This is a genomic window from Alterirhizorhabdus solaris (assembly GCF_007785815.1).
Taxonomy (GTDB): Bacteria; Pseudomonadota; Alphaproteobacteria; order Sphingomonadales; family Sphingomonadaceae; genus Alterirhizorhabdus; species Alterirhizorhabdus solaris.
The window spans coordinates 1-12,413 of record NZ_VNIM01000110.1 but is presented as its reverse complement, the minus strand read 5'-3'; the positions used below and the strand labels follow the sequence as shown (position 1 = coordinate 12,413).

The 12,413-nt window shown below is 71.5% G+C and carries 12 protein-coding genes and 1 pseudogene; 9 read left to right on the top strand and 4 right to left on the bottom strand.

Annotated elements, in window-relative coordinates; all coding sequences use genetic code 11:
• Positions 1 to 1,401, bottom strand: a 1,401-nt coding sequence (gene hrpB / locus FOY91_RS18390; RefSeq protein ID WP_145155044.1) for an ATP-dependent helicase HrpB, incomplete at its 3' end; no start/stop codon positions are given.
• A 101-nt stretch (positions 1,402 to 1,502) separates the two neighbouring features.
• Between hrpB and FOY91_RS18385 the strand changes: the two genes are divergently transcribed.
• Positions 1,503 to 1,910, top strand: a complete 408-nt coding sequence (locus FOY91_RS18385; RefSeq protein ID WP_162527281.1) for a cupredoxin domain-containing protein — start codon at positions 1,503 to 1,505, stop codon at positions 1,908 to 1,910.
• A 163-nt stretch (positions 1,911 to 2,073) separates the two neighbouring features.
• On the opposite strand, the gene FOY91_RS18380 is transcribed toward FOY91_RS18385, so the two are convergent.
• Positions 2,074 to 3,087 carry a polyprenyl synthetase family protein gene (locus tag FOY91_RS18380; RefSeq protein WP_145155040.1) on the bottom strand — a complete coding sequence of 338 codons (1,014 nt, stop codon included), beginning with the start codon at positions 3,085 to 3,087 and terminating at the stop codon, positions 2,074 to 2,076.
• Between the two features lie 103 nt (positions 3,088 to 3,190).
• Between FOY91_RS18380 and FOY91_RS18375 the strand changes: the two genes are divergently transcribed.
• The gene (locus FOY91_RS18375) at positions 3,191 to 3,499 is read left to right on the top strand and encodes a chorismate mutase (protein WP_145155038.1); all 309 of its coding nucleotides are present in this window, start codon (positions 3,191 to 3,193) and stop codon (positions 3,497 to 3,499) included.
• On the opposite strand, the gene FOY91_RS18370 is transcribed toward FOY91_RS18375, so the two are convergent.
• A complete protein-coding gene (locus tag FOY91_RS18370; RefSeq protein WP_162527280.1) occupies positions 3,496 to 4,158 on the bottom strand; it encodes a hypothetical protein in 663 nt (220 codons plus the stop codon). The two genes, FOY91_RS18375 and FOY91_RS18370, sit on opposite strands and share 4 nt — an antisense overlap.
• Between FOY91_RS18370 and FOY91_RS22645 the strand changes: the two are divergent.
• Positions 4,067 to 4,705, top strand: a pseudogene (locus FOY91_RS22645) (cold-shock protein); the annotation flags it as partial. The gene FOY91_RS18370 and the pseudogene FOY91_RS22645 sit on opposite strands and share 92 nt — an antisense overlap.
• A 163-nt stretch (positions 4,706 to 4,868) precedes the next feature.
• Here the strand turns inward: FOY91_RS22645 and FOY91_RS18360 are convergent.
• Entirely contained in the window at positions 4,869 to 7,055 is a 2,187-nt protein-coding gene (locus FOY91_RS18360) for an ATP-binding protein (protein WP_145155034.1), read from the bottom strand.
• A 165-nt stretch (positions 7,056 to 7,220) separates the two neighbouring features.
• Between FOY91_RS18360 and FOY91_RS18355 the strand changes: the two genes are divergently transcribed.
• The 6 genes from FOY91_RS18355 to FOY91_RS18330 form a co-directional block, all read left to right on the top strand.
• Positions 7,221 to 7,979, top strand: a complete 759-nt coding sequence (locus FOY91_RS18355; protein WP_238995791.1) for a response regulator — start codon at positions 7,221 to 7,223, stop codon at positions 7,977 to 7,979.
• A 237-nt stretch (positions 7,980 to 8,216) separates the two neighbouring features.
• Entirely contained in the window at positions 8,217 to 9,152 is a 936-nt protein-coding gene (locus FOY91_RS18350) for a hypothetical protein (RefSeq protein WP_145155032.1), read from the top strand.
• A complete protein-coding gene (locus FOY91_RS18345) occupies positions 9,092 to 9,793 on the top strand; it encodes a glycosyltransferase (protein WP_145155030.1) in 702 nt (233 codons plus the stop codon). The genes FOY91_RS18350 and FOY91_RS18345 overlap by 61 nt, the downstream gene beginning before the upstream one ends.
• Positions 9,786 to 10,880 carry a glycosyltransferase family 4 protein gene (locus tag FOY91_RS18340; RefSeq protein ID WP_145155028.1) on the top strand — a complete coding sequence of 365 codons (1,095 nt, stop codon included), beginning with the start codon at positions 9,786 to 9,788 and terminating at the stop codon, positions 10,878 to 10,880. Before FOY91_RS18345 ends, FOY91_RS18340 begins: the two co-directional genes overlap by 8 nt.
• Entirely contained in the window at positions 10,877 to 11,545 is a 669-nt protein-coding gene (locus tag FOY91_RS18335; RefSeq protein WP_145155025.1) for a hypothetical protein, read from the top strand. Before FOY91_RS18340 ends, FOY91_RS18335 begins: the two co-directional genes overlap by 4 nt.
• Before the next feature lie 301 nt (positions 11,546 to 11,846).
• A partial coding sequence (locus tag FOY91_RS18330; RefSeq protein WP_203234626.1) for a cation:proton antiporter domain-containing protein occupies positions 11,847 to 12,413 on the top strand: 567 nt, incomplete at its 3' end.

The window sequence follows — 12,413 nt, the reverse complement described above, 5'->3', positions numbered from 1 at the left end:
GCGTTCGCCGCGCCAGCGTCGCAGCCGGGTTTCGAGGTCGGCATCCGGCCCGCCGAGGCCGCGTTCGGAGAGCAGCACCGCCACCTCCGCCGCCGTGCCCGCCCAGCCGAGCGTGGCACCGGCCACCAGCATGTGCCCCAGCCGGGGCGGCAGCGGCAGCGCGGCGATGGCATTGCCGTGCGCGGTGGGCCGTCCATCCCCATCCAGCGCACCCAGCGCCGCCAGCCGCGTGCGCGCCTCCGCCACGGCGGCGGCGGGCGGCGGATCGAGCCAGCGCAGGGTCGCCGGATCGGACACGCCCCACATCGCGCAGTCGAGCAACAGCGCGGAAAGGTCCGCCTCCAGGATCTCGGGCGGGTCGTAGGGCGGCAGGCTGGCGGTCGCCGCCGCCTCCCACAGGCGATAGGCCACCCCCGGCCCCTGCCGCGCGGCACGACCGGCGCGCTGGGTGGCGGCGGCCTGCGCTACCCGTTCGGTAGAGAGCCGGGTCAGCCCGGCGGCGCGATCGTATCGCGGGCGTCGCGCAAGTCCTGAATCGACGACGATCCGCACACCCGCCAGCGTCAGGCTCGTCTCGGCGATGCTGGTGGCGAGCACCACCTTGCGGATGCCCGGCGGCGGGGCGGCGATGGCGGCGCGCTGCTCGGCCGGGTCCAGGCTGCCGTGCAGCCGGTGGATCGCGATATGCAGCGGCAGCCCGGCCAGCCGCTCGGCGGTCCGCTCGATCTCCGCCACGCCGGGCAGGAAGGCGAGCAGGCCACCCTCCGCCTCCTCGGCCAGCGCGGTGCGGATCGCCGCCGCCATGCCGTCCTCGATCCGCGCCTCGGCGTTGCGACCGATGTGACGCAGGGTGAGCGGGTAGCTGCGCCCGGCACTCTCCACCAGCGGCGCATCGCCGAGCAGCCGGGTGAAGCGCGCGCCGTCCAGCGTGGCGGACATCGCGACGATCCGCAGGTCCGGCCGCAGCGCGCCCTGTGCATCCAGCGCCAGCGCAAGGCCGAAGTCGCTATCGAGGCTGCGCTCGTGCACTTCGTCGAACAGTACGGCGGAGACGCCGGCCAGTTCGGGATCGGCCTGGATACGGTTGCGGAAGATGCCCTCGGTCAGCACCAGCAGCCGGGTGGCGGCGGACTGGCGGCTGTCCATCCGTGTGGCGTAGCCGATCGTGCCGCCCACCCGCTCGCCCGCCATCTCCGCGATCCGCTCGGCCGCCGCCCGCGCGGCGAGGCGGCGGGGGGAGAGCAGCAGGATCTGCCCGTCGCACCACGGCTCGGCCAGCAGCGCGGGGGCGACGGCGGTGGTCTTGCCCGCACCCGGCGGGGCGACAAGCACCGCGTTCGGCCCGGCGCGCAGCGCGACGAGCAGGTCGGGCAAAACGGCATGGATCGGCAGGTCGGTCACGCGCCCGCTCTAACGCCCCGGCAGCCATGCGGCGACCCCCGGGGATCGCGCCCCGCCCCCATGCGTTGCCGCGCCAGACCATGATGACAGGACAACGCCCGATGAAGCTTGCCGCCGCCCTGCTGATCGCCGCCGCCACCACATCGGCCGCCACCGCCGCGCCGCCCGTGCCGAACTGGACGAAAGGCACGCCGATCGACGTGACCGTGACGAACAACCGCTTCACCCCCGACCGGCTGACGCTGAAGCGCGGCAGGCAATATATCCTGCGCATCCACAACCGGTCGGATCGCAAGCATAATTTCTCGGCGCCGCAGTTCTTCACCGCCGCCCGCGTGTCGCCGCGCGATTCGGGCTGGGTGACGGACGACAAGGTGGATCTGGCACCGGGCCAGAGCGCGACCCTGCATATCGTCGCACCGGACACGCCGAACGCGTTATTCTCCTACCGCAGTACGAACCTGCTGGATGCGGCGGAGAATATGAAGGGCGAGATCCGGGTGCGGTAGAAAGCCTGGCGGTGTCGGCCGCCCCTCCCGCACCGTCACCCCGGCCCTGTGCCGGGGTCTATGCTGGTTCGATCGCCACGTTCCAATCGCCACGATGTGGCCCCCGGCACAAGGCCGGGGTGACGGTGAAGTCGCGTGGCGGGTAACTCGAAGGAACCGTGCCTCAATAGGCGCGCGCTACCGCGAACTCCACCGCCTCGACCAGCGCGGCGCGGGCCTTGCCGCCGCCGATGCCGGCCAGCGCGTCGATCGCCTTCTGGCCGTACTGGCGCGCGCGGGCGAGCGTGTCGTCGATCGCGCCGGTTTCGCGTAGCAGGCGGTTGGCATAAGCGAGGTCGTCGTCGGAAACGCGGCGCCCCTCGATCGCGTCCTTCCAGAAGCGGCGGTCCTCGTCCGATCCGCGCGCGTTGGCCAGGATCACCGGCAGCGTCACCTTGCCGTCGCGGAAATCGTCGCCCATGTCCTTGCCCATCGTCTCGCCGTCAGAGACGTAATCGATCGCATCGTCGACGAGCTGGAAGGCGATACCCAGGTTGCGGCCATAATCGTCCAGCGCCTGCTCCACCGCATCCTCGCGCTCGGCCACCACGGCGGCGATGCGGCAGGCGGCGGCGAACAGCGCGGCGGTCTTCGATCCGATGATGTCGAGGTAGCGTTCCTCGCCCGTCTCGATCCGGCGCTGCGCGGTCAGCTGGTTCACCTCGCCCTCGGCGATCACGGCGGAGGCGTGGCTCAGGATGCGCAGCACGCGCAGGCTGCCGTCCTCCACCATCAGCTCGAACGCGCGGCTGAACAGGAAATCGCCCACCAGCACGCTGGCCGGGTTGCCCCAGATGATGTTGGCGGTGCGCTTGCCCCGGCGCAGGCCGGACCCGTCCACCACGTCGTCGTGCAGCAGCGTGGCGGTGTGGATAAACTCCACCGAGGCGGCCAGCTTGTGCTGGCGGGTGCCGCCGTAATCGAGCAGCCGCGCGCAGGCCAAGGTCAGCATCGGCCGCATCCGCTTGCCGCCGCCCGCGATCAGGTGGCCGGCCAGCTCGGGGATCAGCGGCACGTCGCTCTGCATCCGGGCGAGGATCACTTCGTTCACCCGATCCATGTCGGCGGAAACCAGCGCCATGATCGGATCGAGCGAGGCGGGTGTCTCGCGGTGAAGCGGGGTGACGGTGGCGACCATCCCGGCGATGTGGCGTCAAGCGCCGCCAAAGGCAAGCGTTGCGGGCTTGCGCAGCGGGGCTTCCCCCGTGAAAAGGCGCGCGAGCGAGAAGGACAAGACCGGAATGACCGACGAAACGCTGAAGGGCTACCGCGAGAGCATCGACAATATCGATGCCGCGCTGGTGTTCCTGCTGGCCGAACGCTTCAAGGTGACGCAGGCGGTGGGCCGCTACAAGGCCACCGCCGGGCTGCCGCCCGCCGATCCGGGGCGCGAGGCCGCGCAGATCGAGCGGCTCCGCTCGCTGGCCAGATCCGCCAATCTCGATCCCGATTTTTCGGAGGCGTTCCTGCGCTTCATCATCGACGAGGTGATCCGCCACCACGAGCGGCAGCGTGCGGGCGGTGCGGGCGGCGAGGCCGCGCGAGGCTAGCGGGGTTCGGCCACCCGGCCCTGCGTCACCGGGGCGAGCTGGGTGGCGAGCCGGCCGAGAACGTCCGTCGATTCGCGCGAGACGAGCGCGATATCGGCCGCGCCGTCGTTCCAGTAAGCCACGCTCTGCACGCCGTGCCGTTCCAGCCGGGGCATCGCGCCGTCGAGGCCCGCGAGCACGCCCGAGCGCAACGCGAGCAGGGTCAGCGCCTTGCCCTGCTCGGTGCGGATGGCGATCTGGACGCCGGGGCCGGCATCGGACGGATAGATCTGCACGTCGGTGATCCGCCAGCCCGCGGGGAAGCGGGGGAGATGGATCGCGGTGGCGCTGGCGATCTCGGCCGGATCGAACGTCGGCGTCTCCACCTGCGATCGCATCGCCACCCGCACCATCGTCGCCTCGTTCGATTCGAGCGCCTCGTCGACGATGGTTTCGCGGTCCGCCGTCATCGGCCGGTCGGTCGCCAGCGTACTCGCAGCCCAGCCACCGCCGGCCAGCGCCACGGCTACCGCTGCCCGCGCGAGGATACGGCGGGGGAACCGGCGCGACGTGCCCGGCGTGCGGCGGGGCGCGCGCTGCGGCGGCGGCGGCGGCGGTTGTCGTGGCGGCGGCGGTGGCGGCGGCTTCGGTGGCGGCGGCGGTTCGCGTGGCGGCGGCATGCCGGCCCAGGTCATCGGCGAAGGCAAGGGCGTCGTTAAGTTCTTCAACGCGCAGAAGGGCTTCGGCTTCGTCGTGCGCGATGACGGCGGCGAAGACGTGTTCGTCCACATCTCGGCCGTCGAGCAGGCCGGCTTCACCGGCCTCGCCGAAGGGCAGCCGCTCGAATTCACGCTCGTCGATCGCGGCGGCCGTGTCTCGGCGACCGATCTCAAGATCGAGGGCGAGCCGCTCCCGGTCGAGGAACGTGGTCCCCCGCGTGATCGCGATGCCGGCCCAGGTGCTCCCCGTGGCGGCGCCGGTGGTGCCGGTGGCCCGCAGCGTCAGCTGACCGGCGAAAAGGCCAGCGGCACGGTCAAGTTCTTCAACGCGATGAAGGGCTTCGGCTTCATTCAGCGCGATGACGGGCAGCCCGATGCGTTCGTCCACATCTCCGCCGTTGAGCGTGCGGGTATGACCAACCTCAACGAAGGCGACCGGCTCGAGTTCGAGCTGGAGGTCGATCGTCGCGGCAAGTACGCTGCGGTGAACCTCACCTCGCTGGCGTAAGCTTCCCGCTCCGGCGGCACGAAAGGCCCGGTCGCAGCGATGCGGCCGGGCCTTTTCCGTCAGGACCGCCGGTATCGACCCGGACGTGCGGTTTTCCCCACGAATCCTGCCGCCCGATCCCACTCGGGCATCGACATCCCGGCAAACACCGGGATCTCGGACTTCATGAAGTAAATGCCGGGGGGCGCCGAACCGGCGGCGTCCCCTGCGCTACCCGCTCGCTGCCATAGGCCAGTGGCACCCGCACCTGCGCGATGAATCCCTCGGGCGAGCGCATCAGGCGAACGTCGCCGCCATGCGCGCGGGCGATCGAGCGGCAGACCGCCAGCCCCAGTCCGCTGCCGCGCAGATCGGACGAGCGCGCCGACTCGCTGCGGTAGAACGGCTCGAACACCCGCTCCAGCTCGTCATCGGGCAGGCCAGGACCGTCGTCGACGATCTCGGCCACCGCCGCATCCGGCTCGGTCCGCAGCCGCACGCGGGCGCGGCCGCCGTATTTCACCGCATTCTCCAGCAGATTGTCGAGCACGCGCCGCATCCCGAGCACATCCACCTCAACCATCGCCGGCTCGCCCCGCTCCACCGTCACGTCGTTGCCGATCATCGTCGCATCCTCGGCCACGTCTTCCACCAGCGCGCGCAGGTCCAGCCGTTCGCGCAGATTGGGGGTGGAAGCACCGCGGATGAACTCGAGCACGGAGGTAATCATCGCCTCCATCTCGGCCACCTCGCCCAGCATTCCCTCGCGCTGGTCGTCGGGCACATCCTCGATACGGAAGCGCAGGCGGGTGAGCGGGGTCCGCAGATCGTGGCTGATCGCGCCCACCATCGCGGTGCGATCGTCGACGAAGCTGCGCAGCCGCCCCTGCATCAGGTTGAAGGCATGGGCGGCACGGCCGATCTCGGCCGGCCCGTCCAGCGTAACGGTGGTGGCGGCGGGATCGCGCCCGAGTCGCTCGGCGGCGGCGGCGAACCCGGCGAGCGGCTTCACCAGCCGCCGCGCAAACAGCCAGCCGAGCGGCGCGACGATGGCGAAGGCCACCGCGAACCACAGCAGCAGCCGCCGCTGCCAGGCGTTCGGGAACGGCTGGTCCGCCGGCTGCACCACCGCCCAGCGTCCGTCCGCCAGCCGCAATGCGGCGACGAAATCCCCCTCCACGAACGGCGCGGGGGCGAAACCGAACAGGCCGCGCGCCGGCGGCGTCACCGCGATCGCCTCGCCGGTGGGATCGGGAACGGAAGGTGCCGCCGCCGCCGGGGCCGCTACCGGCGCAGCGGACGGTGGGGCGACGACGGGCGTGGCGGGCGGCTGCGGTTGCGCCGGCACCGGCGGCGCACGCCCGGCGAGCGGTGATCGCTCGACAGCATCGGGTGGGGGCACGCGCACGCCGGCGTCGGCAGGCGGTGCAAACGGCCGCACATCGCGCAATGGCGGCATCTGCATGGCGCCACCGAACGGCCCGTTGCGCGATGGGCCGAATTCACCCCCCTGCCCCGGCAGGTTGCCTTGCCCCGGCAGGTTGCCCTGCCCCGGCACGATGCCTTCATCCCGTCCGGCCCCGAACGGCAGCTGCGTCCGCTCCTGACCCAGGGGTCGGACAGGCGTTTGCAGCAGCGGCGGCACCGCCGCGCCACCGTCGCCGGGGATGAAGACGCCGCCGCCGGACTGCGGGGTGGGATCGATGCGGTACAGCGTGTTGCCGCTGCCGCCGAACGACGCGCCGTCGCCCGCCCGCATGCCACCCCGGGGCGGGGGGATGCCGCGCGGCCAGTTTGGCATCGCGTTCGGCGACATGCCCGGCGGAAAACCGTCACGCGGCGGCCCGATCCTTTCCGGGCGGGCGATGCCCGGCGGCGGAGAGGCTTGCGCCTGCGCCAGATACAGCCGCGCCCCGCCGCCCTCGCCGACGAAGAAAACGATCGGATCCGCGCGCGCGATCGGCCCGTCGTCCGCCATCGGCGGTCGCGGCGGGGGCAGCGCGCTGCCGGCGAAGGGGAGCGGCGTATAGAAAGCGAGGCTCACGTCGCCTTCGCCGACGCCGACCAGCGCGGCCAGCTCGCGCCGGGATCGTTCGGACACCAGCCACCCCGGCCCGGAGAGATCGGGCGGTCCGGCCTGCTCCAGCCGCTGCAGCGCCGCACCATCGCCAGTAGCCGGCGCGCCGCGCAGCACCGCGGCGATATCGTCCAGCCCATATTGCGAGGGCGGCGCGGGTGGCAGCAGCATCGTGAGGAACAGCGTGACGAGTTGCGCCACCACCAGCCCGCCGATCAGCAGGCCGAGAATCTGGAAGGCCAGCGGTGGCCCGCGCCAGCCGCGCAGCCACCCGGGGAAGCGTTTTGCCGTCATCGTTCGATCATGCCACCCCGCCCGCCGCCACGCCATCGCGACCCCCCGCGTTGCGCCTGCGCCCTGCCGGTTGCCGCCGCATGTCACGATTGTTGCGGTACGCACCACCGTCGCCCGCAACAAAGCCGACATTCGCCGGGCACGCGGCGCTGGCAATAGCGCACCATGCACGCCATTCTCGCACACATGGACCTCGCCACCCGCATCCTGATCGTCGACGACGACGAGGGCATCCGCACGCTGATGTCCTCCTTCCTCGACAGGCACGGCTTCCGTACCGACACCGCGCGCAGCCCGATCGAGATGCGCGAGAAGCTGGGGGCAGACCGCTACGACCTGATCGTGCTGGACGTGATGATGCCGCGCGAGGACGGGCTGACGGCGTTGCGCGGCCTGCAGAAGACGGACGGGCCGCCCGTCATCATGCTGTCGGCGGTAGGCACCGACGTCGATCGCATCGTCGGGCTGGAGATGGGCGCGGAGGATTATCTCGCCAAGCCGTGCAACCCGCGCGAGCTGCTCGCCCGCATCCGCACCGTACTGCGCCGGCGCGAGCGCGGCGAAGCGGCGCCCGATCCCGTGGCCGAAGCCCCGGCGGACAGCGCCGCCACGTTCCGCTTCGCCGGCTGGCGGATCGAGATGGACGTACACCTCCTCTACGACCCGGCCGATGCCGTCATCACCCTGTCCGATGGCGAGTTCCGCCTGATGCGCGCTTTCGTGGAGCATCCGCGCCGGGTGCTGACACGCGACCAGTTGCTCGATTATGCGCGCGGCGAGGACCGAGATTATTACGATCGCGCGATCGACGTGCAGATCAGCCGCCTGCGCCGCAAGCTGGCCGCGTGCGAGGGATCGGACGAACTGATCCGTACCGTGCGCAACGAAGGCTATATGTTCGTGCGGGTGGTGACACGCGGCTAGGTCGGCTGCCGGCCGTCCCGCAGAAGCCCGCCTGCAACCCACAGCGCCGCGCCTGGCACCATCGGGACCGCCGGTAACACCGGAACGGTGAAGATCGACGTGTCTGCCTAAGCCGCATCGTCGGATAGATCGATTCCGGAGGGGGTTCGGCTTGTCGGCGCCGGGGGCCGGCCCGCACCCTGCGCCGGATGAGAGGGACATCATCCGCACCGGCGCCCGCCCCCCGGGCCTTGCCGCGTGGCTGAGGCCGATCCGTTCGCACGGGCCTATGCGCTCGATCCCGACCCGGTGCCGGCCGATCCCGCACTGGCCGCGCCGATGCTGCGGCGGCGGATCGCCGCAGGACATGCGGATGCCGGCGTGTGGCAGGGCTATGGCGATGCGCTCCACGCGCTCGGCTTCGTCGCCCGCGCCGAAGGGGCGTGGAGCCATGCGCGCATGGTGCGAGGCATCCCGCCCCGGCCTGTCGCGACACCGGTGCCGGTCCGGGTCCGGCGCGGGGTACGCTTCCACCTTTCCGCCGGCCGCCAGCCGCCCGACGAGCAGGACCGCGCCGGCATGGCGGGCAGCATCGGGACGAGCGACTATTCCTATGGCTTCGCGATGCGCAATTTCCACGCGGCCATTACCCGCGTCGGCCTGCCCTGCACGCTGGTCCACTACCCCGAATATATCGCCGATATCCGCGACCGATCGGATGCAGCGTGTGACATCCACCTCGGCTTCTACCCGCCCGAGCAGCTTCGACTGCTGAAGGGCGCATACAACGTCGCGTGCTTCGCCTGGGAGTTCGACCGGTTGCGCACGCCCGCCGAGCAGCCCGGTCCGCACGCCTTCGCCGATCAGGCGACGATGCTGTCCCGCGCGGACGAACTGTGGCTGCCTTCGCGCCACGGTGCGGCGGCGGTGGCGCGGTCGGTTTCGGTGCCGGTGCGCACGGTGCCCGCCCCATCCCCGACGAGACCCACGCCACGCCACGCCCCGCCGCGCCCGATGCGGCGAGGCTGGACGCGCTGGCGCAGGGGCTGGCGGCGATCGACTGGCATCCCCTCGCCGTGCTGCCGAACGACCAGGCGGCCGTCGATCGCCTCGCCGGGGAGCAGCGACGATCGTTGCCGCAGATCCTCGCCGGGCGGCGTCGCGGGCGGGCGACGCTGTTCGTCACGGTGCTGAACGTCCACGATCACCGCAAGCAGTTGCGCCCGATGCTGGAGGGCTTCGTCGCGTTCAGCCAGACCCATCCCGATGCGGTGCTGCTGGTGAAGGCATCGACACCGCATCGCGGGGTGTCGATCAACCACGTCCTGCTCCACGAGCAGATCGCGGAACCCGGCGCGCACCCCCGCATGCTGGTGAGCGACCGGGTGTGGATCACCGACGACGTCCTCACCCGGACGGAGATGGAGCAGCTCTACGATGCCGGCGCCTTCTACCTCTGCACCTCGCACGCCGAGGGGCAGAACCTGCCGCTGCTGGAGGCGATGGCGCGCGGGGCGGTGCCCGTCTCGGTCGATCACACCGCGATGGCCGACTATATCCGGCCGGACAATGCGGTGCCGATCCGCTCCACCCGCCAGCCGTTCGGGATGCGACTGTCGCGACGCTACGGCATGACCGGGCTGGCCACCCATTTCGTCGAGGCCGCCGACGTCCGCATGGCGCTGGCGGAAGCCGCGGCGCTCGGCGAGGCGGACTATGCCGCGCGCTCGGCCGCCGCCTGCGCCACCGTGCGCAACGACTACGGCACCGCCCGGCTGGAGACCGTACTGCACGATCTGATCGCCCGCATCGCGCCGGTAACCGCGCTTGCCTGAGGCCGTGATGGAGGTGGGTGCGCTGCTGGGCGACCACTGGACGGGCATTCCCGCCGTCGTCGCCGGGCTGGCCGAGGCGGCGCTGCATGACCCGGAGATCGACTGGTCGTTCATGATCGGCACCATCGCCGTGCCGGGGCCGATGATGACGGCGCTGCTCGATCGCCGCTCGGGCGCGGTCGCGCGCAACGCACTCGCCACGCTGGCGTGGGAGCAGGGGGAAATACCCCGCGCGCTGGCCGATCGCGCGGCGGGCGTGTTCACCAACATCAAACCCCTGCGCGGCTTCTTCGGGCGCGAGGCGATGATCGTGTACGATCTCAGCCCGCTGCTGACGCCCCGCTTCCACGACGAGGCCGGGATCGCGTGGTTCACCGACAATATCCGCGCCGACATCGCCGGCAGCGATCACCTGTTCTGCATCTCGCGCGCCACGCAGGCCGACGTGACCGCCTATTTCGGCGTGCCGGCCGGGCGCATGTCGCTCGTCACGCCGGGGGTCCGCTTCGACCCGGTGGACCTGTCAGCCGCCCGCCACATGCCGCCGTGCGAGCCGTATGTCGTGATCGTCGGCACGCTGGAGCCGCGCAAGAACGGCGCGCTGGTGCTCGCCCACCTCGCGCGCGACCCCGGTTTCGCGGCGCGTTACCGCATCGTCTTCATCGGTTGCGATGGCTGGCTCGATGAAAAGGCGCGCCTGCTGGCGGCGGCCGGCGGCGTGGCGGCGGACCGGGTGGTGTTCGCCGGCTTCGTCGACGAGCGGGAAAAATTGGCGCTGATGCTGAACGCCGCCTTCTGCATCTACCCTTCGTTCTTCGAGGGCTATGGCCTGCCGGTGCTGGAGGCGGCGGTGCTGGGCCGGCTCACCGTCTGCTCGAACACGTCCTCCCTGCCGGAGGTGGCGCCCGGGGCGAGCATCCTGTTCGATCCGCTCGACCCGGACGATTTCGCCCGCGCGCTGGATGAAGCGGAGCGGCGGGCGCCGACGATGCCGCGCCCGTCGCTCGCCACGTTGATCGACCGCGCCGAGGAGGCATCGGCCACACGTACCTATCCGCCGATCGCGCGCTGGGTGGCGGCGCGGTGAAAGGCTGTGCGCCCGTTGCGGCGTTCGTGCTGGCGGTGGAGGGCAACCGCATCGCCGGGCACGCCGCCCCCGCCGCCGGCCGTTTGCCGTGCGCGGTGCGGCTGGAGGCGGACGGCGAGGTGATCGCCATCGCACGCGCCACCCGTTTCTCGGCAGACGCAGCGGCGGCGGGAATACGGCTCGGCTGGTGCGGTATCGTGGTGGACGGGTTGGACCTTGCCGCCGCCCTCGCCGACCGCGCGCGGCTGGTGTGCGTCACCAGCGGCGCGGTGCTGCTGGAGGTGGCGGTGCCCTCCCCCGCGCTGCCGGCAGCACTCCCCGCGCCGCTTTCGGTGGCAGGCCTGATCGCCGAGGCGCAGCAGGGGGAGGCCTGCGACGAGGCCGGCGCCATCCATCCGTTCGCCCTGGCGACGCTGCAACGCCACGGTGTCGCCGGCGTGCTGGACGCGGCCTACCGCACCCTGCTGCTGCGGCCCGCCGAAGCGTCGATGATCGCGGACTGGCAGGCGTTGCCGCCGCTCCGCGATCTTGCCGGCATGGCGCTGCAGGTGCTGCTGACCTCTACCGAATATCGCGATCGGCCGGGGCATATCATCCCCGGTCCGTTCCACCCGACGTTCGCCTTCGATCTCTCGCCGTTCGACGAAGGCATTCCCGGTTCCTGAGGAGGATCTTCGGAGGGCACGATACGAGCGAAGCGGAGTGACGGCCGGTCGAGCGTTGCTGCGAACAAGCCGCGTCGTGTGGCGCGTCGACGACAGGAACGGCCTGCCGCTCACGATCACGCTCCCGGCAAGCCCGGCTTCCGACAGCACCACCGGGGTCGCGCGGATCGAGGGCCTGCCGCCGGCCAGCGCGCTCGTCGCCGACTGTGACTCTGCCGCCCGCGCTTGCCGCTGCCGGCTCAGCGGGTAAGAACGCCCGACAGAGGCCACCCGCGCCGGGCCGGCCGGATGGAGTGTCGGTTTGGAAACGGTTTCGGTCGTCCTGATCCTGCTGGTGGCGGTGGTGGTGAGCGGCGGTATCGCCCGCGCGCTGCCCGTCGCCATCCCCGCGCCGCTGGTGCAGATCGCGCTCGGTGCGGTCGTCGGCCTCGTCGCGGGGTTGCGGGTGGAGCTGGACCCGGAGCTGTTCCTGCTGCTGTTCCTGCCGCCCCTGCTGTTCCTCGACGGCTGGCGCATCCCCAAGGACGAGCTGCTCAAGGATATCTCCACCGTCGCCGAGCTGGCGCTGGGGCTGGTGCTGCTGACCGTGGTGGGCATGGGCTTCTTCATCCACTGGATGATCCCGGCGATGCCGCTGGCGGTGGCCTTCGCGCTGGCGGCGGTGGTTTCGCCGACTGATCCGATCGCGGTCTCCGCCATCGCCGCGCGCGTGCCGATCCCGCGGCGGATGATGCATATCCTCGAAGGCGAATCGCTGCTCAACGATGCCTCGGGCCTCGTGTGCCTGCGCTTCGCGGTGGCCGCCACGCTGACCGGCAGCTTTTCGGCCACGGGGGCGGCGCTCGACTTCCTGTGGGTGGCGGCGGGG